Source organism: uncultured Sphingobacterium sp. (genome assembly GCF_964277905.1).
GTDB lineage: Bacteria > Bacteroidota > Bacteroidia > Sphingobacteriales > Sphingobacteriaceae > Sphingobacterium > Sphingobacterium siyangense.
Genome location: NZ_CAXYKD010000030.1, coordinates 1 through 23,033, shown reverse-complemented (window position 1 = coordinate 23,033; position 23,033 = coordinate 1). Strand labels below are relative to the sequence as shown.

Genomic DNA, 23,033 nt, shown 5'->3' with positions numbered 1-23,033 from the left:
CAAACTGATCAAACTTATCTAAAGTTACCGATATTTAAACGTTTGGGGATATAGGAAACGAGAAATTCACGTCATGCACTTGCACGATGCTGTTGCCCCTAGCCCCTGCGAACTTTTAATTGTGGTAATATCCAAAATTATTGTTTATATTTTAGCAATAAAGCACAAATTGTACATTCATTTGACCGTTGGAAGTATTATTTTCTAATTATATTTGTAGTGTAATCACAACTTGTCTCATCAAGTTTCTTCAATCAACGATATGGATACCATTCAGGAATATAACAGTGTTATCAAACATTGTCAGGATTTATTTATTAAAAAAACAAAAGATTATGGAACGGCATGGCGGATTATGCGCCTATCTTCCATTACGGATCAGATTTACATTAAAGCACAACGTATACGCACGCTAGAAATCAAAAAGGTTTCCAAAGTGGGCGAAGGAATTGTTGACGAATATATCGGTATTATCAATTACTGTGTCATGGCCATGATTCAGATTGATTTGGGTGAAGATGGTGAAGAAAATTTGGATCCAACCTTTGTGAATCAGAAATATACAGAAAAGGTTACCGAGACCAGAGATCTCATGCTTGCCAAAAACCACGATTACGGTGAGGCATGGCGCGATATGCGTGTTTCTTCCATGACAGATCTGATCTTGATGAAAATACATCGCGTCAAACAAATTGAGGATAACGATGGACAAACCCTGGTCTCTGAAGGCATCCATGCCAACTATCAGGATATGCTCAATTACGCAGTTTTTGCATTAATTAAATTAGGAATCGCACAACAATAATCGGATTATGACAGCTACACAGCAGCGTACCAAAACAAATTATCTTTTAGGATTTTGCCGGATTTTTACGGGACTTCTTTTCATATTCTCAGGGTTTATTAAAGCAAATGACCCGACAGGGTTTGGCTATAAGCTTCAGGAATACTTTGAGGTCTTTCATCTCACAGCTTTTAATGAATACGCTACTGCCATCGCTGTAGTAATCTGTGGTTTTGAAATTTTGTTAGGAGCACTGTTATTATTGGGGGTCTATGCGAATACCGTTGCCTGGGGCCTGCTACTTCTGATTCTATTTTTCACTTTTCTAACCTTCTATTCGGCATTTTTTGAGGTTGTGACCTCTTGTGGCTGTTTTGGGGATGCCATCCCACTTACACCTTGGCAATCATTTTCTAAAGATCTGGTGCTCTTGGCGTTGATCCTTATTATATTTTTTAACCGAAAGCAATTACGATCAATTATCAAAGGATCAGGCAATCAATTCGTTGCTACTGTGATTACAGCGATTATCTCTTTAGGTATTGGTATCTATACCGTAAACTACCTCCCGTTTATTGATTTCTTACCCTACAAAGTTGGCAACAACTTACCTTCATTAATGGTGCTTCCTGAAGGCAAACAAGGCGATTTGTTTGAGCAAATCTATACCATGAAAAACAAAAAGACGGGCGAAACAAAAAAGGTCAATGACAAGGTCTATATGGCTGACAAGCTATGGGAAGATGAATCGTGGGAAATTATAGGTGAACCTGAGAGTAAATTGGTCAAAAAGGGATATGATATTCCTATTCCTGATCTCTTGATTACGGATGCTGACGGAGTGGACCATACGCAAGAAATCATTGCTAATCCGTATTACAATCTTGTGATCGTTGCAAAGGATCTTTCTTCGACCAATATTGATGCTGTCCAAAAGATCAATCAGGCAGCCATCCAATTAACAAAAGATTATAATGGGCTTCGTGTTGTTCTATTGACTGCTTCGGCATCCAAAGATGCGCAATATCTGAGTGATAAAATGCAATTAATTGCGGAGATATTCTATGCCGATCTCATTCCTTTAAAAAGCATGGTCAGAGCAAATCCTGGTGTACTGCTCCTAAAAGGAGGCAACGTCGTCGGAAAATGGCACTATAATAACTTTCCGGATGCCAAAACCATTGAAGATAAATTTCTAAGTAAAGACAAATAGTACCTATGCCTAAACCTATATTTTTGATTGGTTATATGGGAAGTGGAAAAACTACCCTGGGTAAGAAACTTGCCACTAAACTCGAACTCCCTTTTATCGACACAGATGAGGAGATCGTAAAACAAATTGGCATGAGCATTACCGAATATTTTAGTCAACATGGCGAAGACGCATTCCGGGCATTAGAACGCGAGCAATTGCGTAAATTTTCTGAGAATGCTGCCGTAATATCTACCGGTGGTGGTGCCCCCTGTTTCTTTGACAACATGGAATGGATCAGGACGAATGGATATGCCGTCTATTTACAGATGTCACCCAAAGCGCTTTTTGACCGTCTTTCTCAATCTAAACTACACAAAAGGCCCATTCTAATCGGAAAATCACCTGAGGAACTACGGTTATTTATTGAAGAGAAGTTGATCGAAAGAGAACCTTATTATACGCAGGCGCATCTGACAGTCGACCAATTGAATACCAGTGTCGAGGCACTAGCCGATCTGATTAATCAGCACAATAGATAGACAATGAATATACGTATACGCCACTACTTCCTTTTATTGATCTGCTTTATCGTAAGCAGTTGCTTTCGTAACGGAGCCAATACGGATGGCTTGCCAGTGGGTAAACGTATACAGCTCCAAAATGTGGAGGAATTATATCAGTTTTTGACCTATGATGATAATCGTTATCCATTGGTCAGTTTGCATCGTGGTGGCCCCGCATCCGGATACCCCGAAAATGCAATCGAAACATTTTCCTATAATGCGAGCTTGCAGCCAGTCCTTGTTGAATGTGATGTTCGCATCAGTAAAGACTCAGCGCTGATATTAATGCATGACAATACGCTAAACCGAACAACCACCGGCAGAGGGCCCGTGAACGCCAGCAGTTTAGCTGAGCTTAAAAAGCTTCGTCTATTGGACAATAACAAAAAGATAACGCCATATAGGATCCCCACGCTGGAAGAAGCACTTTCTTGGGGAAAAGGAAAGGTAATCTTCACCTTAGACATTAAAAATGATGTCCCTTATGAAGCCGTTATCAATGCTATTCGCAAACAAAGGGCAGAATCTAGCGTAGTCATCATCACGTATAGTGCCAACCAGGCGGCCAAAGTGCACAGTCTAGCTAGCGACATCATGATTTCGGCCTCGGTCAATAACCTGGATGACCTTGCTCGTCTAAATGAAAAAGATATCCCCGACAATCGCTTGTTAGCCTTCGTCGGAACACGTGAAGCAGACCCAGCATTAACCAAAGTACTACATGACCATGGAATCATGTGCATATTGGGTACACTGGGAAACTTAGACAGACAGGCCGACAAAAAAGGCTTTCAAGTTTATGCTGGATTTATTGATCGCGGTGCAGATATATTAAGTACAGATCGACCTACAGAGGCAGGGCGAGCGCTGAATTTCTACATCAAGAAAAGAGGAATTACTTCGAAATTTATTCAGTAAGATTCCTGGACTTGTGCTTGCCTTCATTATAGCACTGTTTCAATTGGCTAAATCCATTTCTTCAATAATTTAAAAACTTTGCTTTTTTTAGCATAGGGTGGATAGATCAACGTAGAAACTGAAAATTTAGATTGAAACATGACAGCCCTTTCGTGTGAAAATGCCTTAAAACCAAACTGCCCATGACAACTGCCCAAGCCACTGCCATTGACACCACCAAAAGGCAAATGAGGGTTGGAAACGTGAATCAAAACATCATTCACACAAGCCCCTCCTGAGGACACCTGTTTCAGGATATATTGAATATTAGACTTGTTATTGCTAAATATATATAAAGCTAAAGGCTTTTCAGCACGATTTATAATTGCTAGCGCCTCTTCTTGGTCTTCATAGGTTACTATCGGAAGTATGGGACCAAATATTTCTTCCTGCATAATGCTGTTGTCGGCCTTCACATCGATCAACAATGCCGGACTTAATGTCAGATCATCGGCTAATTGTCCACCTTCGGTCAGTTTTGCCCCACATGCTGTTGCATTCGCGATTAATGAAACAAGACGACTAGCGTGCTTTTGGTTAATGATCTTTGCATAAACTGTTCGATCCAGCTGCCCATCTTCCGTAAAAAACATACTTTTAATCGCCTTTAGATAATAGTCTACAAATTCATCCCGCTTATCTTTAGGCAAAAGAACATAATCTGGTGCAATGCAGGTTTGCCCTGCATTGATTAATTTTCCCCAAGCAACTTTATGGGCAGTCATTTCCAAATCTGCTGTCTCATCTAATATAACGGGTGATTTTCCTCCAAGCTCCAAGGTTACAGAACTGAGATTGCGGGAAGCAGCCTGCATAACAAATTTACCTACTGCTGGACTCCCGGTGAAGAAAATATGATCAAAGGGAAGCTCTAATAGTGCTTCGGAAACACGCTGTTCACCTTCAATACAGGCCACTTCCCGTTGGTCAAATCCTTTGGTCAATATCTCCCCAATAACTGCAGAAGTGAATGGACTATGTTCTGAGGGCTTTAAAATCACACAATTGCCCGCTGCTATAGCTGAAATCAAAGGGCTCATTGTGAGCTGAAAAGGATAGTTCCAAGGCGATATAATGAGCGCCGTACCCTTAGGTTGGTAAGTAATTGTACTTTTAGCAAGAAAATTGGTCATCGAGCGGCCAACTCGTCTAGGCTTCATCCATTTTCGTAAATGTCGTATTGCAAATGCTATTTCACCGTAAATAAACAATACTTCACTTATGGCAGCTTCACTTCGTGACTTCCGTAAATCTTTTTCGAGCGCCGCATAGATTAAATCTTCATGACTTTCAATAAGCGCCCTTAGCTTATAGAGTTTCTTTATACGCTCCTGTGCACTACTAGACCGTAATTCATATTTAAAAAGCTGCTGCTGTTTAAATATTAAACCTATCTGATCCGTTAACGTCTCTTTGTTCATACCAATTGAAGATCAATATTATTATTTTTTTGATGGCATATTATCGATCCATTGGCGAATCAGATCCACACCTTCTTTATGTATTATACTTCTGGCCAACTCTGGCATCGCTGTACCGGGTTCAACACTGTTCATGCGATAAAGCAGGATAGAATGCTTGGCATCTCCGGGAACCACATCAAAATGCAAGCCAACTGCTCCACCTCCCACTGAAACAGGAGCTTTACCAATACCAAGGTGGGCAGGAATTTTCACATCATAATCCAGTAAAAACCCGTATTATAAGCGTCTCCCCCTTTAGTATGGCAATGTGCACAGTTCACATCTAAATAGGCTCTTGCCCGTTGTTCCAAACTGAATTTGTTTTCATCGGTCCATACCGGCAATTGGGGTACATTCTTTAGATCGGGCATATTGACCACCCGGCCAAGGGAAAGCCATTTGGCTAGTTGATTGATCGAATCACCTAATCGCACAAAATTGAGGTTTCGAGCTTTAGCACACCTTGAGTAGAACAATACCTTAGAATATAAGGGTGGATTTATTTTTAGATTATCCTAAAAAAAGAACACTAAAAAAGAAGCAGTTACAAATCATTTATTGTTTGTCAAAATATCAAAAAAATCTTTGGCAAACTATTTGTTTGAACAGCGAAAGCTTTCTAATCGGAAGCACACAACTTATATTTTTTTAAATTATCATGAAAAAAGTAATTCTACCTTTTCTAACACTTTTTACGCTCCTATTTGCTGCTCTTCAGCAAGCAAACGCACAAACTCCTTATCGGACAGCCATTGGTCTTGGAATAGATGTCGGCGATGGACAAACATTATTCGGTCCACAGATAAAACACAATTTCGGTGGAAATGACGCTGGAAATGCGCAAGTATTATTTGGCGATAATATTACTGTTATCGGCGTGGATTATTCATACAACAAACGTATTCCTGGATCTCGAGGTCTTTCATGGTACATTGGTGTTGGTCCACAAGTATCATTTATTGATTATGGTAAATGGCACGACGACTGGTATGACGACTACCATTGGAAAGATGGAAAAACACATACTGATTTTGCGATCCGTCCAGCTTTGGGTCTAGAGTTCAAAATACCTTCTGCACCATTGGCCATGCATTTCGACTGGAAACCTTGGTGGAATCTTTCTCATGGTTCTAATTTCGAGCCATCGCGTTTTTCTTTAGGATTTAAATTCGTTTTGAAATAGCATAACGCGAATACAAATAACAAAAATCCTGCTCATCATCCATATGGCAGGATTTTTTGTTTTCATTGCGTTTCATGTTTATCCATCAATTTGATACGTGATCGGCTGCCCGGTAGCAATCTCTCTTTCCAGTATCTGTGCAGGGGAAAGATGCTCTAGATACATGATCAAGGCCCTTAAGCTATTCCCGTGCGCAACAATAAGTACATTTTTACCTGCTGTAAGGTCTGGTGCTATAAAACGTTCATAATATGGAATAACACGTTCGTATGTATCTTTTAGGCTCTCGCCACCAGGCGGAGGTACATCAAAAGATCTTCGCCAGATATGCACTTGTTCAGCGCCATATTTTTCCGCCGTTTCAGCTTTGTTCAATCCTTCGAGCTTTCCATAACCACGCTCATTCAAAGCAGCATTGATAACAATGGGAATGTGAGGATTACCCATTTCATGCAAAATAATCTCTAACGTATGCTGCGCTCTGATAAGCGTCGATGTAAATGCTATATCAATCGGCTCATTTGCCAGCGCCAAGCCTGCCTGCCGAGCTTCCTGTTGTCCCAATTCGGTAATATCAATATCCTGCCAGCCCGTAAAGCGATTTTCTAAATTCCATTGCGACTGTCCATGTCGGACTAAAAAAAGTTTTGCCATTAGTTATTCAAAGTTTGTCTAAACCTATTCAATTAACCATCAAAAAAAGTTCAATTTCTAGAGAGACGATAAGATAAAATCACGCCACCAAGGTTATCATATAATAGCGATATGCTAAATTTTGTTTTATTTATACTATTTCGTGCTTGTCTAACCATTCAGTCCTCAAAAAATCTGCCCCATCAAAAAATCTGCAACCATAATTGAAGAATTGCAAGTAACACCTAAAATTGAGAAAGTAAGGGTCGAAGATATTCAACTGCGTCAACCCTAACGGATCAATCTTTCCGCCAATGCCAATCTCAGTTCATATCAAGATCAAAAAAATATTCAAGTTAAGGAGGAAACGCTAGCAAAGATCATCCTAAAAATGAAACCCGAAGCAAAAGTAAAATCTGTGAATAAAAAATAGCTAGTAGAACTCTTCGAAATATAATTCCTATCATTACTACATGTCTACTCCTTACACCAAGTAAACGATAAACCTCCAAAAGGTTACAGCGTCAAATTCCCGCTATAGCATAAGCTTATTCGACGAGGCTATCCCCAGCAAAAAATAAAAAACTTTTTTATTACCTTAGATAAATAAATCGAACAAGAAAACAACTTGTTTTTCATTAACTATAGTTCACATATATGAAATTATATGCCTTTGTTTTGGGAGTAGGCTTACTTCCGGCCGTAGGATTATGTCAAAAGACCGTCACCCCTGGTAGCAGCGATATCAATACCAACTATATCAAACCGGAGAAATCACTGTATACGGTATATTATGTTAAAGATAACACCTGGGACAAACAAGGATCATTGACCTACGATATCGTAGCGGCCAACAATCAGCTGACCTTAACCAATACCTATGTTCCGAAAGACAATGCCTGGACTTCGATCCGCACAACGATTGCCGACGCAAAAACACTTCGGTCCATCAGCTACGCTAGCGATGGCAAGGAAACAAAAGTAAACCTCAACTTTGCAGAAACAATTACAGGCAATTATTACTCGAAGAAAACTAAAAAGGAAAAAAAGATCAACTTACAGCCAACTAGACCTTTTGTAGATTTTAACTGGACAGACCATCTGATTTCAACTCTACCTTTAGATCTAGGGTATAAAGCGCGCATCCCGCAATTTTATTACAATAGTGATTCCGACATTTTTGTCGAAGACTATACCATCAAGGAAGTAAAAAGCTACAGTTATGGTTCCCCAAAAACAGGTAAGCACGACAGTTGGCTGGTTACACTTTTAGAAGAAAGTACCGGAGCCATCTACAATTATGTCATCGATAAAAAAGATCGCCGATTATGGCAAAGGGAAATGTCCATGGGAAACGGAAAGTGGGAAATTACCGTAAACGAAGAACTGGACTATCAACCTATTAAAAATAGATTCAACAAAGAACAGGCTGCCCAACAGATTTCTCAAGGGAACAGTGTTATTATCGGGACGGCTTACGCACGATCTAGCTCCGGAAAAAAACTTGGCGGGCTCGTGAATACTGCAAAAAAGCAATATGCTCCAAAAGGAACAGAAATTACGCTATTCGCCAACTCGGCCTATTACGAAGAATGGCTTGAAGTCAATAAAAAGATCCGAAAACAGAAAAAGGTCCAGGAAGTTCCATTAGACCCTGATTTTGGTTATGCGGTTAAAAAAGCAAAAGTGTATGATGATGAGGGGCATTTCGAATTTGCAGACCTCATGCCAGGTGCATACGTGATTATGGCGAGCTTCGATTTCACCAATTCTTACAACTATTCCTATGTATCAGGCTACACCAATTATTATAACTATTGGGGTTATACAGGTTCCACGACAAATTACGGTACGGCAAGATCATCTTATGTCGACAAAGCCAATATCGAGAAACACGTCAGCATCGACAAAGACGGCGAAAAAAAAGAGGTAAACTTAAAGGAAATGTAATCCTAAAAATGCCGTTAAACAGACTCGTTTAACGGCATTTTTTATTTTTTTTGAGATCTATTCCTAAAATGAGAAGATCATCTATCCATTTACTTTTTTCGAAGTTCAATATAGCGGTCTATGCTAATGGGAAAATTATCGGCAGTACGCAGAAGAAAACATGCCGCTGCTCCCACCCAGACTGAATAATCGAAGGTCGATTTAATTCCTAAAGAGAGTGTCATCACTATCGCAAAGCTGATCAGTAGAATCCCGGCAACGAATGCCGTAAAACGCAGTTTATAGCCGATCAACAATAGGATTGCTAAGACAACCTCTAATAATGTTGCACCTATAGCAAGTATATTACCGAAAGATTCAGGCACAAAAAAATTAAGGGTATTTGAGTAAGCTACAAAATTGGCCCAATTTCCCCAGGAAACATGTGATGCCCCCGGTGCCCCCCACAGTCCCAAACGATCTGCAACAGCAGACAAAAATGCTGTCGATACAGCTATACGTACAAAAAGTTGATTATACATGGTATAAATTATATAAATATGGTATAAACGATATAAATCAAATTTAAGAGAACAAAAACAGTCCAAACTTAAACCAGTTTAAGAAACTTGTTTCAACCATCCCATACCCACAAAGACCCTCTCATTGTCGTACCGGTGTTGTGCCTTCACTTCCTCGCTCATCGTTCGGCGATCACCTGTGGTTAAATCCATTGCACAGTTAAATCAATAAGGCTGCCAGCACATGGGTGCTGTACAGCCTTATACATCAATTAATACGAATAAGAATTTAATATCATGTGTCTACTCCATTAAATGATAACACACTGTTATAATGACGACCAAGATGCTCAATAGTCCTAATGGAAATCAAAACTATTTGCTACAGCTGCAGCGTTAATTCCTGCTGCTGTTGGTTTCTAAAAATTAACACCTTCGGCTGATCTGCGTGTACATGCTTTTTAATCGCTTGTTGCAAGTCTATTAATTGATCTATTTTCTCGCCCTGGTAATTCAGTACAACATCACCGACACGCAAACCGCTTTTATAAAGATTGCCTTTTTCATCCAACTGGAGTAGCAGCACACCGTTTATCGAGGGTAGGCCCGCAGCCGACTGCTCTCCCAAAGTCTCCACTGATTTAAATAAGCCCGACTTCCAGGCCCATCTGCTCCCCTGTTCCTTTGCTTCGGATTGGATCAACTGAGGTATTTCAGGACTAGCGGCAAGAGATTTAAGTCTTTTACTCATAACCCCGAAATGCAGCATGTCAAAATTTTTAAAATCCTGATCTTTCCAGTTCTTCAATCGGAAATCGCCATGTGCAGGATTCGTAAAGTTCAATTGAATAACACGACCATGTTTTTCTATGCCTTTCGCCCGATCTTTGTCTAGGTCATCCTGCCTTCCGTAGATATTATGGTCTACCTCTTCCCCCCAATACTTGACCTGTATATCCTGATGGGACTCCATCACAATATTATTACGGAATACATCGTGACTATTTTGAAACCAGACATGTGGATGAAAACCATTGTTGATCATCACATTGTTATACACTTTGCGATAAAATCCTTCTCTTAGTTTTAATCCCCCACTTAAACAAAGATTGTTGTAAATTTCATAGTTGGACGATCCGTCGTCCAAATCAATATCCCAACCGTGATCACAGCGAAATCTATTATCATGAATTTTAGTTGTTTTGACTGCATCCAGCAATATTAAATTGGGATGTTTCCCCGTCAGTTCATCCATCTCCTTTCGATTGGGATGCCAAAATCGGTCGCGCCCCCATGAGTTGAAGGCTCCATGATCACTGGTTTCCAAGACTGTATTAAAAACATCATTGTAAGCTATCTCATGACCGCCCCAGGTTCCATCACCTACATTAATACCTGCTCGAGGCACATTGTAAATGGTATTATGCAAAATTCGTAAAGATTCAGCCATAGAGACCTGTACACCTGCTACTTGTTTTTCGATCAATCCAATGTTATGAATCAGATTGTCACTCGCCTCACAGTCCATAGGATAATTATCGGTTTTTGGCCCTTTGATGGTATCCATTTGGTCAAACGGAACAAATTTTTCATATCGAAATTCCGGTGAGCGTACTGCTGCTGGATCTCCTACAAAATTGATCGCTCCGGCACCGATCTGTTCAATCCGGTTGCCTTCGATTTTGACCCCGCGGTTGTAATTATTAACAAATATTGCATTGCCACCCAAAGCGATAAAATCATTCGCGCGGAAGATACAGTTTTCCGCACCTTCAATCTTTACGGCTCCCTGTCGATAGATCGTCCAATCACTACGTAAGAGTGGTTCGCTTGTTTTCATAAAGGTAGGAGCAGTATACATGAAGCGAAGGCCACTAACCTCAATATCATGCACTGGTCTGGAAGATGAACCTGAAAGATAGATTAGATTTTCCAATTGTGGCGCTACAAACTTCAGCTGGTTGGGATCAACTCCTTTAGCAGGCATATAATACAAGAGTGCCTTCTCCTCATCCAAATACCACTCCTGAAAGGTATCGAGTTCTTCAAAGATATTTTCTACAAAGCGATAGGTCTCGTGCATTTTGCTGGGACGATTATTTTGCTGTCCACCTTCAAGTGTAACTGTTGATAAGCCATCTTTTCCGGTAATCTTATAATGGAATCCTCCCCAGCGACCAGCATGCAAAGCATGTACAATTCCCCCCTTAGGGTTTTTCCAGGTTGCAACACGTTCGGGACTTAATGCATCTGCAGCATAGCCTTGAAATGGCAAGACAGTGGGGTCGTAGTTTGGATAACGTGCTCGGACAAGATGCTTATCATTAGCATATAGACTTTGGAAGTTTAATCCTCTTGGGACCTTAGCCTCCCAAATACCATGATCGCCCTGTTTCCATTTGAGTTTAAGCGATTTGGCACCACTCAGCGTAACTTGTGCTCCATCCTCAGCTTTAATCCGCAAGGGTTGCCTTCTTGTACCCGATATCCCAGCAGACAATTCAATCGGTTTATCCAGCTGATAGGTGCCTGCCATAAAGATGATTTCGATGCCTGGTGTATTTTTCCCTTGCTTCTGTTTTTCTACCGATCGCAATGCGGCTTCAGCTGTGGCATAGGGACTGGCCATAGTTCCTTGGTTTCTATCACTTCCTTTTGTACTGACATAAATACGTTTGACCGAGCCAGCCTGTTGCCCATGCACACTAAGCGAAGTGACACCGGTAAGGCCAATAAATAATAATTTAGGAAATAGCATACAAGATATCTTCATAATTTTAATCGTTCATATAGTTTTAGCTAGATTACATCGACTATAAACCTGCTATATAGTTAGGTCTATAAGTCCATAAAAATAAAGTCGTTTGCTATGCACAAACGACTTTTTCAGTTCGTGTTTCATTCAATCAGATTTATATTTCACAAAACAATAGTATTTCGCCTAATTAACGAAGGGTCTATTGAATCACTTCACTGATCTGTACCTCTGGCGTAATATTCGTGTACTTTGGAAAATCTTCGGCAAACTTTTTCCCATTTTCTTTTAAAGGATCCTGATAGGCTGCAACAGAATCAAAATACAAATGGCAAATGGCCAAAAAGATCGGACCTTCTGCTGAGCTACGTCCCGAAAGCCCTTTATCAATGGTTACGCCTTTCAGTGCTTTACCGTAAACTTTTTTGACAAGCGCAATATGTTTAGGGAGATAATAATCCCAATCAAATGTCTTTCCAGGTCCATTACGATAAAAGATCGATACCTTGATCATCCCTTTTTTATGAAAAGGTGGATCTGCCTTTACATTGCACTGAAACCCCAACAGCATGGTTATCAAAACCATAACTAAAATGATCTTTGTTTTCATATTTGTTGATAAGTAAGATTAAATAACACTCTTTTTTCCAAAAACATTTGCCATGAGTCAATAAACAGCGAATATTGCTTAGATTAGTTCTTTTTGCGCTCTGCGGCTGCTTTCAACAAAATTTCTTTACTAGCAACCGGCACGTTTCCGTTAGCATCAGGTCCAATATTGAGCAGCAAATTTCCACCTTTTTCATTTATCTCTCGTAGCTTAGTATTTACTTCTGTGGGAGATTTCCAATTATTATCTAATTTTTTATATCCCCAAGAATTGTTCAGGGTATAGCAGGCTTCCCAATCGTAATCCAGTAATGCTCCAGGATGTTCTTGTTCAGGCGTTCCAAAATCTCGCTTAAATTGATCACGCTTTGCTACGCGGTTATTAATGATAAGAGAGGGCTTCAATTTGCGTAGATATTGATAAAGATCTTCCCCTGCCGCCATATCCCACCAGTTCACCCAGTCCCCATCAAACCAAAGGATGTCGGTATCATACTTTACAACCAATTCTTTCAATTGATTTTTCATGTATTGAATATAAGCAGCTTTCTGTTCTGGCTTGATGAGGATCTGGCCCCAATCGCCTTTACCATTGGGATCGACATATTGCGAATCGTGATGCCAATCGATAATACTGTAGTAGGTACCAAATCTAATCCCAGCTTTCTTACAAGCTGTGGACAACTCCCGCACGAGATCTCTTCCTTTCATTGGGGTCGAAGCTATATCATAATCTGTGTAGGGGGAATCCCACAGACAAAAGCCCTCATGGTGTTTGGTCGTCAGGACAATATACTTCATTCCAGCATCCTTAGCCAATTGAACAATACGATCTGCATTGAAGTCCTTGGGGTTCCATGTGTTAATCAGCTCCGAATAGGCTGCCTTCGGAATATTCATTTCCGATTGTATCCACTCGGCATATCCTTTGGTTGAATTCCCTTTATATATCCCTCCAAGTTGACTATAAAGCCCAAAATGAATAAACATTCCATATTTTGCTTCCCTAAACCAATGCATCCGTTCATCAAAATCCTTTTTGGATTCCTGTAAATTATTAACTTGGGCGTTTCCCATGTTCATAAACAACATGGCTAGTAGAGAAAGAATACAATGCGTTGCTTTTATCATATTTATTGTAATTGGTTAATCCAACAAGCTCAAGCGGCTGTCAAATCTTCTATTGGTATCTTGCGCATTCGACAAATGCTAAACCATTCTGCTATTGCAAAATAAATATAAAAAATATGAACAACACTTTTTATTTATTGCAAAGAAGTTACGCTTAGCGTATAGGGCTATACCTGCCTCAATTTTACAAAAATAAAAACTTCCAAAGCAGCTTATCAAACAGTCTATCTGCTATGAAATTTAATATAAATTCTTTCCAAAAAGGATTTATATTTAGTAAATATTTCATTAAAAACCATACTATAGATTGAAATTATGAGTTTAAAGACCTTAATCACAAAAAGTGCCGAGTATAACGACTGGGTTGTCAATAAATACATCAATTGGCTGGCTGATAAATCGGACGACCAACTTAACCAGGAGGTACCTTCAAGCTTCCCGACCATTTTGAAAACCTTAAACCACATCTTGCAGACACAGGAATATTGGTGGAGCCACATTTCAGAAAGCAATGATTTCGATTTTGAAAAAAAGCGAACCACAAAAGAAGAAATATTTGAAGCGCTAAGAAGAAGTTCAGTCCAACTTGTGGATTATATAAACAAGCTATCGGAGTTAGATCTTGAAAAAAATATCAAAGTGGAATCACCATGGTTTCAATGCGATTTCACAAAGTATGAATACATACAACAGCTGATCCTCCACGGAACATATCATAGGGGACAAATCGTTACAATGGGTCGAGCTATTGGAATTACGGATGCCCCAATGACAGACTTTAATTATTGGAATATTTATAAAGATCAAGAGTAGGGATTCGAGCAGCACTATGGACCAAATTACCAGTAAAGTACAGATCCGAGAAATTGTCGCAGCTGCGAAACAGCAAGGACAGCAATCCGGTATTGAATGCCTTATATTAAGCTTACAAGAGTGTTTACTGAAAAAGAAAGTTCGATTTCCACTTCTGGAGTTTGCGGCCAGGGAAATTATGCTATTCGTGCCTGAGGCCGAACAGTTACACTTGACAGATCGTCTCATTGCCACAACAGAAATGGGAAGTTATGTTTTAACGGGAATAATTCTTCAGCAACGTCTCCCCGAACACTTTGAAGAATCCATCCATAAAGCCTGCACCTATATAACCATGGGCAATCAATGGTACGTCTGTGATATCATCGGCGAACGCGTACTTGGTCATGCGCTGTTGACTTCACCTAAAAAAGCAATACCATTATTAGAAGAATTAGCTCATCATCCTGATAAATGGATTGTTCGTACCACTGGTGTAGCTACGCACTATGCTGTAAAAAAGGGACTACCAGCCACATACGTAGACATTTTATTGAAGCTGCTGATTTCATTGTCAAACACGACAGATTTCCATGTGAAGAAAGGAATTGGCTGGGGGGCCAAAACAATCGCAAAGTTTCACCCTAAGCTAGTTGCTTGCTACAGTAAAGAAATTGAATCGCCCGAAACCAAACAATGGTTTCGGACAAAAATTACGATTGGTCTCAATCGCCACAAATTGGGGGCTAAACAGATCCAGTAGGAAGCCACAATGGCTCATTGAAACCAATAAAATGAATACGTGATTTTCTTTGTGATAGTTATACATCAAAAAAGGCGAAGTCTACCATTAAACCTCGCCTTTCTTTATACATTTAGTCTATATGTAACCGCGCGACCTCGGTTAGTGATCTTTTTTCATTGTTCCTTTCTCACGAAGATTAATATGCCAGCTAAAAGCCTCTTCTAACAAATGTGGTGTATGCCCTCCCCTTTCACAAGCGCGGTTATAATAGTCTGATAGCTGCTCCCTATAATCGGGATGTACGCAGTTCTCAATAATTACTTTCGCTCGCTCACGAGGCGCTAAACCACGCAAATCTGCCAAACCATAATCTGTTACCAAAATATCGACATCATGTTCGGTATGATCTACGTGAGAAACCATAGGAACAATATGAGAAATTGCATCCCCTTTAGAGGCTGCCTGTGTAACAAAGATGCTCAAATAAGCATTACGTGCAAAGTCCCCCGATCCACCGATACCATTCATGATATTTGTTCCTGAAGTATGGGTAGAATTTACGTTTCCATAAATATCAAACTCTATGGCTGTATTAATTGCTATAATTCCCAAACGTTTGATCAGTCCAGGTGTATTGGAAATGTTCTGTGGGCGCAATACAATTTTATCGCGGTATCGATCCAAATGATCGAACACTCTTGAATAACACTCTTCCGAAACAGTAATTGAAGAAGCAGAAGCAAAATCCAGTTTTCCAGCATCGATAAGGTCAAAGGTACTATCTTGCAACACTTCAGAAAACATCGTTAGATTACGGAACTTACTATGTATAAATCCGGTCAGAACAGCGTTAGCTACTTTTCCAATACCCGCTTGGAGGGGCATCAAGCTTTCTGACAAATGGCCTAGCTCTACTTCATTTTCGAAAAACTGTAAAATATGCTTCGCTATCGCTGTAGTTTTGGTATCCGGTTCAGCAATATCGGCTGGGCTATCAAGCTCATTCGTAAACACAATTCCCACCACCTTGCTTGCGTCCAAAGGAATAGTTTTACGCCCAATTTTATTTTCAGGAGCTACAATTGGAATAACATTACGGCGAGGGTAATCTTCCGCTTGGTAAATATCATGTATCCCTTTAATCGTCATCGGTATCGCAGTATTGACCTCCAAAATAACCTGCTTAGCCAATGCAGCAAAAGTAGCCGAATTTCCCACAGAAGTCGTTGGAACAATACTTCCGTCTGATTCTATTGCTGCTACTTCCAAAACAGCAATATCCACCTGAGGCAAATTCTTATTGTGCAGCAATTCGGCTGTTTCGCTTAGATGCTGATCAATAAACAGCACATCCCCGGCATTAATTTTATTACGTAAAATACGATCTACCTGAAAAGGCATCCGCTTGGATAGTGCCCCCGCTTCCGCCAATTTACCGTCTGTTCCATGTCCCAACGAAGCCCCAGTAATCAAGGTTATTTTCAATGGATCCACTTTTGCACGTTCAGCCAAGGCTGGTAACACAACCTTACTGTCTCCAGCCTTAGTAAAACCACTCGATCCAACGACCATTCCGTTTTGAAATAGCTTAGCAGCTTCTTCCGCTGTAATCACTTTATCATGTAAGCTTTGAACTTTTATTCTTTCGTAAGCCATATTGTTATAGTTTGATTTTATTCCATTATTGTAAACTTAAGAAATTGAAACCTATATATTTCCCTTATTTGTAAAGTTCTTTGTTATATTTTCCCACCTCTTAACCAAACAATTTTAGCATTTTTTTCAACTGCATATTTATTACCATTCGACACAAAATTATCCAAACGAGACTAAAAAACCACAACTCACTACAAATCAAAAATATACAACAAATCATAATAAAAAAATATTTTATATCACACTGATCGACAATATATATCACACTGATAACAAACAACTTACAATAACAAGGGTAAAACTAAAGTAAGTAAAGACTAACTCTCCGGTCGATTAATTGCCATTTTAACGTAAGCATACACTCACTTTCAAGAAGTAAAGGTGGGGTCTAGTAAAAAAGTCTTACCTTTGTGACATAGTATTATAGGTTAAAATGAATACACAAGATATAACGACAGATGCTAAATATGTCAACCGTTATTATATGACGGAAGTAGACTCATTTGAAGATAGCATTTACTGTCACCACGCTATTATTGCAGAGAATCATATTTCCGAACATTGCCACGATAAGGACCAATTTTTATATACAGAAGGCGGTGTCGTATTTGTTAAGACAGAGGAAAAATCATATTTTCTACCTGCCCGACATTATTTGTGGATTCCCGCTGGAATAAAACATAGTATTCATCCAAGTACCCCGGAGGTCGTTATGCGTAATTTGTACTTTCCCAAAACCAATAATGACGCACCCTTCTATAGCAAAATGGGAATCTATCCAGTAAATGATCTTTTGATAGAACTGATTATGTTTACCAACCGCTGGAATGGCAATATCTTTCCGGTCGAAGAACCTAAATATAGTATTGCTACTGCATTTAAACTTATCCTGCCGGAATTATCGCTGCATGAGCTTCCATTGGCCTTGCCCTATCCTAATCATCAGAAATTAAAGGATATCGTCACTTACCTCGAAGAGAATATAGAGGAAAATGTCAGCTTTAAAAAACTTGCCGGATTATTTAACATTAGTGAACGTACATTAGCCAGACTATTTCAAAAAGAATTAAATATGTCTTTTATCCAGTACTACACTATTCTCAGAATGCTGACTGCTCTTAAGCTCCTTTTAGACGAAAAACTAAGTGTAAATGAAGTTGCACTCAAAGTTGGATACAATAGTCTCCCCACCTTTAGTAACACATTCAATAAGGTCGTCGGTATCCGTCCAAGCGAATATGTCAAACAAAAAGAATTGCTTATTTAAAAATGTTTACCTAATTTAGGTCAATAAACCTAATTCAGGATGAAATTCAAACATATCATTTATAGTGCTGGAATTTTATTGCTCAGCACTTCTTTATTTGCCAAATCTCAAGATAAGAAACCCAAACCCATTCAGTTATTTAATGGGAAAGATTTGAAGAACTGGACCCCAAAAATCAGAAACCACAAAGTTGGGGATAATTATAAAAATACATTTCGTGTAGAAGACGGTTTACTCAAAGTAAGATATGATGGTTATGATAATTTTAATTTTCAGTATGGCCATCTATTCTACAATAAAGAATTCTCAGCTTATTTATTGCGCGTCACTTACAGATTTGTTGGTGAACAGGTAAATGGTGGAGAAGGTTGGGCCTGGCGTAATAGCGGAGCCATGCTACATGGACAGGATCCTAATACCATGGGTGTGGATCAAGACTTTCCAATATCGATCGAAGGGCAACTGTTGGGTGGAAATGGCAATGACGAACGGACCACAAGTAACCTTTGTACACCAGGCACAAACGTTGTAATCGACAATAAGCTATTTACACCACATTGCATCAGCTCAACATCAAAAACCTATGCGGGAGATCAATGGGTAACTGCTGATTTCTTGGTATTGGGAGACTCACTTGTGCAGCATATCCTTGAAAATAAGGTCGTATTACAGTATAATAAACCCCAAATTGGTGGCGGTAATGTAAGTGGTTTCGATCCTAAAGTGAAAAAGGATGGTCAGCTTTTAAGTAAGGGGACTATTTCACTACAGAGTGAGAGTCATCCTATTGATTTCAAAAAGGTGGAACTTTACGATTTGGAACCTTACATGAAAGATCCCAACAAATTGAAAAAGGTCATCGCTGAGTTACTTCCAAATTTGCAGCAATAAATACGCTGAAAACCAGTTTTAAAATAAAAAAGCATCGAATATCGATGCTTTTTTATTTACCATTCGCTTGGAAAGAGAAATCCAAAGTATATAACATAAAGAAAAGGGATACAGCGAGCTGTACCCCTCTATATCTATACGAAAAGCTTACGCTAAACCGTTAACAAATTTTGTTAACTTAGATTTGTTGTTAGAAGCTTTTTTCTTGTGGATCACATTTTTCTTTGCCAAACGATCAAGCATAGAAATTACGCGTGGTAACAATGTTTTTGCTTCTTCTGCAGAAGTAGTGTGACGTAATTTTTTGATTGCGTTACGTGTAGTTTTTGCTTGGTAACGGTTTCTTAAACGTTTAGTAGCGTTTGCTCTAATTCTTTTGATCGCTGATTTATGATTTGCCATTTTTTTTAGCTAATTTTTATTCAATTTTTTCTTGTAATTCGGACTGCAAAAATAACACCTTATTTTCAATATTCAAAATCTATTTTATTTTTTAGGTTTAGTATATTTGCGACATGCAAAAATTATCGATGGATGAACTTCAACGTACAGATGTTGAATCGTTTAAAAAACAAGAAAAAACTCCTATCACAATCGTTATGGACAATGTACGGAGCATGCATAATGTAGGCTCGGCCTTCCGTACTGCAGACGGATTTGCTATTGAAAAAATATACTTGTGTGGCATTACGGGCACACCTCCCCATCGCGAAATCGAAAAGACCGCCCTCGGGGCTACTCAATCAGTTGCTTGGGAATACCACAAAGATACCACAGCTGTTGTTGATCAGCTTCGGTCAGAAGGTTATGTCATTATTGCCATCGAGCAAGCAGATGATAGTGTTATGTTACATCAGTTTGAACCAGAAAATGACAAAAAGTATGCATTGATTTTTGGAAATGAGGTCAATGGAGTAGATGAAGATGTCATGGAAAAAATTGATACCTGCATCGAAATCCCACAATACGGAACCAAACATTCCTTAAATGTATCTGTCGCAATTGGCATTATTCTTTGGGATTTTATCCAAAAACGCAATTTCAATTAAAAATTTATCAATAAAGGTCACATTCCTATTCACATTGCTTCCATTTTAGAAAGCAAAATAGTAGATTTGTGTGCAAAATTTAAAGAAGAAATGAGTGTATTAGTTAATAAAGATTCAAAAGTAATCGTTCAAGGTTTCACTGGAAACGAAGGTACTTACCATGCTACTCAAATGATTGAGTACGGAACAAATGTAGTTGGTGGTGTTACTCCTGGTAAAGGTGGTCAACAACACTTAGACCGTCCTGTATTCAATACTGTGCAAGATGCAGTTGACACTACAGGAGCTAATGTTTCTATTATTTTTGTACCTCCAGCATTTGCTGCAGATGCGATCATGGAAGCTGCCGCTGCTGGTATCGAAGTGATTGTTTGTATTACAGAAGGTATCCCAACAAAAGATATGATCCAAGTAAAATCTTACTTGAGCGACAAAAACTCTCGTTTGATCGGTCCTAACTGCCCAGGTATCATCACTGCAGGCGAAGCTAAAATCGGTATCATGCCAGGATTTATCTTCAAAAAAGGTAATGTAGGTGTTGTTTCTAAATCAGGAACTTTAACTTACGAAGCCGTAGATCAAACTGTAAAAGCAGGATTAGGTATCACAACAGCAATCGGAATTGGTGGTGACCCTATCATTGGTACAACAACGAAAGAAGCTGTTGAATTATTAATGAATGACCCTGAAACTGAAGCGATCATCATGATCGGTGAAATTGGTGGTGGAATGGAAGCTGAAGCTGCTCGTTGGATCAAAGAACACGGTACTAAACCTGTTGTTGGATTTATCGCAGGTCAAACAGCGCCTCCAGGACGTCGTATGGGACACGCTGGTGCAATTGTAGGTGGTGCAGATGACACTGCTGCTGCAAAAATGAAAATCATGCGTGAGTGTGGTATTCGTGTTGTTGAATCTCCAGCTGAAATTGGAAAAGCAATCGCAGAAGAATTGGCTAAATAATTAGACCATCGAGCATATAAAAAAAGGGAATCAAATTTGATTCCCTTTTTTTATACCTAATAATTAGATGACAACATTAACTCGACATTGCTTCGTCTGCCGATGGTCCATATAAGCCCGGTACAGCAATATCCAATAATCGCAAATAAACAGTCAACTGACCACGATGATGAACGATATGATTATTGACAATAAAACGTATCGCTCCAGCTCGTGGCAAACGGGCAATCTCATGGTCCCCAGCTTTAAGCACCCATTCATTAAACCAATCCGATTCGGCGATATCCGCTAGTGTTGCCTTGTTCTCTTCCAGTCCAAGAGTGAGGATTGTTTTCAACTCTTCTACAGAGGATACTTTGAGAGGCTTATAATCTACTCTAAAATCAAATACGTCCTTTGGTATCGCCTTGTGTACCCAATTATGTAACTCGACAACATGAGCGGCCAATTCGCCCAAACTCATCGATTTTTCGTGTGGGCGCCAATCCAATTTATCGTCCGGTATCCGTTCTAGAATACGTTTGGTATTTTTTGTTTCGTGATCCAATTCGATCAAATAGCTCTTTTTGATACTCATATAAATACTAATTCATTAATTGAAAATCTTTTAATACGGTAACAGCATAAGGGAATTCTACAGCCTTATGTGCTGCTGCTCGCGCAATTTCTCCCTCTACATAGGTTACCTTCAGCGGTAAAAATGTATTGTTCAGTACATTTTCATGGAATAACGCCTCATACCAGGTACAGGCAGCAACGAAACGTCCATAGTTCAGATTTAGGTGATAACCATCACGCGTAAAATTATCCCCTACAAAACTCGAACGCGCATTTTGAACAGCTGTACCCGAAGGAATCAACAGATCGAAATTACCCCAGTTAAACACCTCTTGCGAAGTATTGGCAATAGCCCTATACATACTATCTTGGCTACGATTATAACGAACAAAACCTTCATGCGATGAACCGTTCTGATATGCCCATGTTTGATGCAATATATACTTAGTTTCAGGAAATAGAATATGTTTTGTTACATAATCATATAAAGGCGGTAGATCCTCCGCATACGAATCATAATCTCCTGATAGCGGACTTGCTTGCTGAAAGCTAATATAATCCCAAGCCTCATCGATAAGCGCTTCAGATAAGCGCTCATTTGCTTTCTCGGACATTTGCCCGTCAAAATTTATTTTCCGGTAGCGATAAGCTGGCTTATCTTCTTTTGCGTTACTTACATGTAAACTTAGAGGAGCTCCCCCAATATAGAGATTGCCGATCACTATCTTTTTCTTCCCGGCTTTCGCCAATTCATATAAATTCTGTTCAATAGCATCTTCCGAGAAACTATTACCGATGGCCAATATTCGTAGCACACCATCATCTAAAGATTTATTTTGCGCATTTAATCGATTATTATTCAAAAAGAACACGATTAAAAAACCAAAAACCAATACCTGTTTTACTTTTATCATCATAATAATGCAATAACAACTAAATTAGATAATATCTCGTAGAAATACGAATGATATACCTAGAAAGGGAGATTTTCTCCCATCTGTAAGTTATCGAGACAGCACAGCTGGGACAGGGATATCTGCTCATAAAGCTTAATAATAGAGTATAATAGCTGTATAGTGCGTAATTCTGGTAGTTATATCTGTAATCACTACCTGTATACTTCCCGACAGTCAGATAGCATATACAACTAGTTATGACAAGTAGCTACTGCAATGTCCATTGATATACAGCAATACGATACAGACGAAAAACAATATAGCTTGACAGGGCTAGTAGCAGAAGTAGCCCTTGCGGTACTTGCCGATATGCAGCTATAGGATACAGCTAAAAAGTAATAGGATTTGATACGGTCAATGCAGGCTGCAGGATAGCGACGGTTGCGGAACAGCTTCCGATGGACCGGACTCACCGACGGTCCTGTGCTGCGAT

The 23,033-nt window shown here is 39.4% G+C and carries 25 protein-coding genes; 12 read left to right on the top strand and 13 right to left on the bottom strand.

Annotation, left to right across the window (positions count from 1 at the left end; genetic code table 11):
- The first annotated feature begins 262 nt into the window (after positions 1 to 262).
- Genes ACHWSC_RS14030 through ACHWSC_RS14015 form a run of 4 tightly spaced genes read left to right on the top strand, consistent with a single transcriptional unit; the run spans position 263 to position 3,460 of the window.
- The gene (locus tag ACHWSC_RS14030) at positions 263 to 805 is read left to right on the top strand and encodes a DUF1599 domain-containing protein (RefSeq protein ID WP_088163452.1); all 543 of its coding nucleotides are present in this window, start codon (positions 263 to 265) and stop codon (positions 803 to 805) included.
- A 7-nt stretch (positions 806 to 812) separates the two neighbouring features.
- Positions 813 to 1,997 (top strand): BT_3928 family protein, encoded by a 1,185-nt coding sequence (locus ACHWSC_RS14025; protein WP_394677179.1) that lies wholly within the window; start codon positions 813 to 815, stop codon positions 1,995 to 1,997.
- 5 nt (positions 1,998 to 2,002) lie between these two features.
- The gene (locus tag ACHWSC_RS14020) at positions 2,003 to 2,518 is read left to right on the top strand and encodes a shikimate kinase (RefSeq protein WP_394677178.1); all 516 of its coding nucleotides are present in this window, start codon (positions 2,003 to 2,005) and stop codon (positions 2,516 to 2,518) included.
- Between the two features lie 3 nt (positions 2,519 to 2,521).
- Complete coding sequence (locus tag ACHWSC_RS14015) at positions 2,522 to 3,460, top strand: glycerophosphodiester phosphodiesterase family protein (protein ID WP_120335282.1); 939 nt, start codon at positions 2,522 to 2,524, stop codon at positions 3,458 to 3,460.
- A 47-nt stretch (positions 3,461 to 3,507) separates the two neighbouring features.
- Here ACHWSC_RS14015 and ACHWSC_RS14010 read toward each other — a convergent pair whose 3' ends face one another.
- The 3 genes from ACHWSC_RS14010 to ACHWSC_RS14000 are packed head-to-tail and all read right to left on the bottom strand — an operon-like array spanning position 3,508 to position 5,396.
- Positions 3,508 to 4,920, bottom strand: coding sequence for an aldehyde dehydrogenase family protein (locus ACHWSC_RS14010; protein WP_394677177.1), 1,413 nt, complete (start codon positions 4,918 to 4,920; stop codon positions 3,508 to 3,510).
- Between the two features lie 21 nt (positions 4,921 to 4,941).
- Positions 4,942 to 5,175 (bottom strand): hypothetical protein, encoded by a 234-nt coding sequence (locus ACHWSC_RS14005; RefSeq protein ID WP_394677176.1) that lies wholly within the window; start codon positions 5,173 to 5,175, stop codon positions 4,942 to 4,944.
- Positions 5,172 to 5,396: a hypothetical protein gene (locus ACHWSC_RS14000; RefSeq protein ID WP_394677175.1), complete on the bottom strand. Its 225-nt coding sequence runs from the start codon at positions 5,394 to 5,396 to the stop codon at positions 5,172 to 5,174. The genes ACHWSC_RS14005 and ACHWSC_RS14000 overlap by 4 nt, the downstream gene beginning before the upstream one ends.
- 224 nt (positions 5,397 to 5,620) lie before the next feature.
- Here ACHWSC_RS14000 and ACHWSC_RS13995 point away from each other — a divergent pair, with 224 nt between their 5' ends.
- On the top strand, positions 5,621 to 6,145 hold the full coding sequence (locus ACHWSC_RS13995; protein WP_394677174.1) for a hypothetical protein: 525 nt from the start codon (positions 5,621 to 5,623) through the stop codon (positions 6,143 to 6,145).
- Positions 6,146 to 6,223: 78 nt separating this feature from the next.
- Here ACHWSC_RS13995 and ACHWSC_RS13990 read toward each other — a convergent pair whose 3' ends face one another.
- Positions 6,224 to 6,799, bottom strand: coding sequence for a 2,3-diphosphoglycerate-dependent phosphoglycerate mutase (locus ACHWSC_RS13990; RefSeq protein ID WP_394677173.1), 576 nt, complete (start codon positions 6,797 to 6,799; stop codon positions 6,224 to 6,226).
- A gap of 636 nt (positions 6,800 to 7,435) precedes the next feature.
- Here ACHWSC_RS13990 and ACHWSC_RS13985 point away from each other — a divergent pair.
- Positions 7,436 to 8,728 carry a hypothetical protein gene (locus tag ACHWSC_RS13985; protein ID WP_120335268.1) on the top strand — a complete coding sequence of 431 codons (1,293 nt, stop codon included), beginning with the start codon at positions 7,436 to 7,438 and terminating at the stop codon, positions 8,726 to 8,728.
- A gap of 89 nt (positions 8,729 to 8,817) precedes the next feature.
- On the opposite strand, the gene ACHWSC_RS13980 is transcribed toward ACHWSC_RS13985, so the two are convergent.
- The 4 genes from ACHWSC_RS13980 to ACHWSC_RS13965 all read right to left on the bottom strand — a co-directional run bounded on the left by ACHWSC_RS13980 (position 8,818) and on the right by ACHWSC_RS13965 (position 13,723).
- Positions 8,818 to 9,249, bottom strand: a complete 432-nt coding sequence (locus ACHWSC_RS13980; RefSeq protein WP_145328162.1) for a DoxX family protein — start codon at positions 9,247 to 9,249, stop codon at positions 8,818 to 8,820.
- 361 nt (positions 9,250 to 9,610) lie between these two features.
- Entirely contained in the window at positions 9,611 to 12,001 is a 2,391-nt protein-coding gene (locus ACHWSC_RS13975) for a peptide-binding protein (RefSeq protein WP_394677172.1), read from the bottom strand.
- A 184-nt stretch (positions 12,002 to 12,185) separates the two neighbouring features.
- The gene (locus ACHWSC_RS13970; protein WP_120335265.1) at positions 12,186 to 12,593 is read right to left on the bottom strand and encodes an EthD family reductase; all 408 of its coding nucleotides are present in this window, start codon (positions 12,591 to 12,593) and stop codon (positions 12,186 to 12,188) included.
- A gap of 83 nt (positions 12,594 to 12,676) precedes the next feature.
- Positions 12,677 to 13,723, bottom strand: a complete 1,047-nt coding sequence (locus tag ACHWSC_RS13965; protein WP_394677171.1) for an alpha-L-fucosidase — start codon at positions 13,721 to 13,723, stop codon at positions 12,677 to 12,679.
- Between the two features lie 315 nt (positions 13,724 to 14,038).
- Between ACHWSC_RS13965 and ACHWSC_RS13960 the strand changes: the two genes are divergently transcribed.
- Both ACHWSC_RS13960 and ACHWSC_RS13955 read left to right on the top strand, forming a co-directional pair.
- A complete protein-coding gene (locus ACHWSC_RS13960) occupies positions 14,039 to 14,536 on the top strand; it encodes a DinB family protein (RefSeq protein WP_075991195.1) in 498 nt (165 codons plus the stop codon).
- Positions 14,537 to 14,552: 16 nt separating this feature from the next.
- Entirely contained in the window at positions 14,553 to 15,278 is a 726-nt protein-coding gene (locus ACHWSC_RS13955) for a DNA alkylation repair protein (protein WP_394677170.1), read from the top strand.
- 141 nt (positions 15,279 to 15,419) lie between these two features.
- Here the strand turns inward: ACHWSC_RS13955 and ACHWSC_RS13950 are convergent, their stop codons facing one another.
- Positions 15,420 to 16,916, bottom strand: a complete 1,497-nt coding sequence (locus ACHWSC_RS13950) for a succinate CoA transferase (RefSeq protein WP_070564668.1) — start codon at positions 16,914 to 16,916, stop codon at positions 15,420 to 15,422.
- A 433-nt stretch (positions 16,917 to 17,349) separates the two neighbouring features.
- On the opposite strand from ACHWSC_RS13950, the gene ACHWSC_RS13945 reads away from it, so the two are divergent.
- Positions 17,350 to 18,183: an AraC family transcriptional regulator gene (locus tag ACHWSC_RS13945; RefSeq protein WP_075991193.1), complete on the top strand. Its 834-nt coding sequence runs from the start codon at positions 17,350 to 17,352 to the stop codon at positions 18,181 to 18,183.
- A gap of 39 nt (positions 18,184 to 18,222) precedes the next feature.
- A complete protein-coding gene (locus tag ACHWSC_RS13940; protein WP_394677169.1) occupies positions 18,223 to 19,074 on the top strand; it encodes a DUF1080 domain-containing protein in 852 nt (283 codons plus the stop codon).
- Positions 19,075 to 19,221: 147 nt separating this feature from the next.
- Here ACHWSC_RS13940 and rpsT read toward each other — a convergent pair whose 3' ends face one another.
- Entirely contained in the window at positions 19,222 to 19,476 is a 255-nt protein-coding gene (gene rpsT, locus ACHWSC_RS13935) for a 30S ribosomal protein S20 (protein ID WP_046671646.1), read from the bottom strand.
- 113 nt (positions 19,477 to 19,589) lie between these two features.
- On the opposite strand from rpsT, the gene ACHWSC_RS13930 reads away from it, so the two are divergent.
- Positions 19,590 to 20,123 carry an RNA methyltransferase gene (locus tag ACHWSC_RS13930; protein WP_070564659.1) on the top strand — a complete coding sequence of 178 codons (534 nt, stop codon included), beginning with the start codon at positions 19,590 to 19,592 and terminating at the stop codon, positions 20,121 to 20,123.
- Positions 20,124 to 20,213: 90 nt separating this feature from the next.
- Complete coding sequence (gene sucD, locus ACHWSC_RS13925; RefSeq protein ID WP_070564656.1) at positions 20,214 to 21,086, top strand: succinate--CoA ligase subunit alpha; 873 nt, start codon at positions 20,214 to 20,216, stop codon at positions 21,084 to 21,086.
- Between the two features lie 76 nt (positions 21,087 to 21,162).
- On the opposite strand, the gene ACHWSC_RS13920 is transcribed toward sucD, so the two are convergent.
- The 3 genes from ACHWSC_RS13920 to ACHWSC_RS13910 all read right to left on the bottom strand — a co-directional run.
- Complete coding sequence (locus ACHWSC_RS13920; protein ID WP_394677168.1) at positions 21,163 to 21,663, bottom strand: DinB family protein; 501 nt, start codon at positions 21,661 to 21,663, stop codon at positions 21,163 to 21,165.
- A gap of 7 nt (positions 21,664 to 21,670) precedes the next feature.
- Positions 21,671 to 22,561, bottom strand: coding sequence for a DUF4886 domain-containing protein (locus ACHWSC_RS13915; protein WP_394677167.1), 891 nt, complete (start codon positions 22,559 to 22,561; stop codon positions 21,671 to 21,673).
- A gap of 230 nt (positions 22,562 to 22,791) precedes the next feature.
- On the bottom strand, positions 22,792 to 23,033 hold a 242-nt coding region (locus ACHWSC_RS13910), incomplete at its 5' end, for a hypothetical protein (protein WP_394677166.1).

Coding starts and splice junctions, on each gene's coding strand:
- ACHWSC_RS13980 (WP_145328162.1), bottom strand. CDS start 9,249: ATGTATAATCAACTTTTTGTACGTATAGCTGTATCGACAGCATTTTTG.
- ACHWSC_RS13940 (WP_394677169.1), top strand. CDS start 18,223: ATGAAATTCAAACATATCATTTATAGTGCTGGAATTTTATTGCTCAGC.
- ACHWSC_RS13930 (WP_070564659.1), top strand. CDS start 19,590: ATGCAAAAATTATCGATGGATGAACTTCAACGTACAGATGTTGAATCG.
- ACHWSC_RS14010 (WP_394677177.1), bottom strand. CDS start 4,920: ATGAACAAAGAGACGTTAACGGATCAGATAGGTTTAATATTTAAACAG.
- ACHWSC_RS14030 (WP_088163452.1), top strand. CDS start 263: ATGGATACCATTCAGGAATATAACAGTGTTATCAAACATTGTCAGGAT.
- ACHWSC_RS13945 (WP_075991193.1), top strand. CDS start 17,350: ATGAATACACAAGATATAACGACAGATGCTAAATATGTCAACCGTTAT.
- ACHWSC_RS14025 (WP_394677179.1), top strand. CDS start 813: ATGACAGCTACACAGCAGCGTACCAAAACAAATTATCTTTTAGGATTT.
- ACHWSC_RS13915 (WP_394677167.1), bottom strand. CDS start 22,561: ATGATGATAAAAGTAAAACAGGTATTGGTTTTTGGTTTTTTAATCGTG.
- ACHWSC_RS14020 (WP_394677178.1), top strand. CDS start 2,003: ATGCCTAAACCTATATTTTTGATTGGTTATATGGGAAGTGGAAAAACT.
- ACHWSC_RS14015 (WP_120335282.1), top strand. CDS start 2,522: ATGAATATACGTATACGCCACTACTTCCTTTTATTGATCTGCTTTATC.
- ACHWSC_RS13955 (WP_394677170.1), top strand. CDS start 14,553: ATGGACCAAATTACCAGTAAAGTACAGATCCGAGAAATTGTCGCAGCT.
- ACHWSC_RS13950 (WP_070564668.1), bottom strand. CDS start 16,916: ATGGCTTACGAAAGAATAAAAGTTCAAAGCTTACATGATAAAGTGATT.
- ACHWSC_RS13985 (WP_120335268.1), top strand. CDS start 7,436: ATGAAATTATATGCCTTTGTTTTGGGAGTAGGCTTACTTCCGGCCGTA.
- ACHWSC_RS13995 (WP_394677174.1), top strand. CDS start 5,621: ATGAAAAAAGTAATTCTACCTTTTCTAACACTTTTTACGCTCCTATTT.
- sucD (WP_070564656.1), top strand. CDS start 20,214: ATGAGTGTATTAGTTAATAAAGATTCAAAAGTAATCGTTCAAGGTTTC.
- ACHWSC_RS13920 (WP_394677168.1), bottom strand. CDS start 21,663: ATGAGTATCAAAAAGAGCTATTTGATCGAATTGGATCACGAAACAAAA.
- ACHWSC_RS13970 (WP_120335265.1), bottom strand. CDS start 12,593: ATGAAAACAAAGATCATTTTAGTTATGGTTTTGATAACCATGCTGTTG.
- rpsT (WP_046671646.1), bottom strand. CDS start 19,476: ATGGCAAATCATAAATCAGCGATCAAAAGAATTAGAGCAAACGCTACT.
- ACHWSC_RS13960 (WP_075991195.1), top strand. CDS start 14,039: ATGAGTTTAAAGACCTTAATCACAAAAAGTGCCGAGTATAACGACTGG.
- ACHWSC_RS13965 (WP_394677171.1), bottom strand. CDS start 13,723: ATGATAAAAGCAACGCATTGTATTCTTTCTCTACTAGCCATGTTGTTT.
- ACHWSC_RS13975 (WP_394677172.1), bottom strand. CDS start 12,001: ATGAAGATATCTTGTATGCTATTTCCTAAATTATTATTTATTGGCCTT.
- ACHWSC_RS13990 (WP_394677173.1), bottom strand. CDS start 6,799: ATGGCAAAACTTTTTTTAGTCCGACATGGACAGTCGCAATGGAATTTA.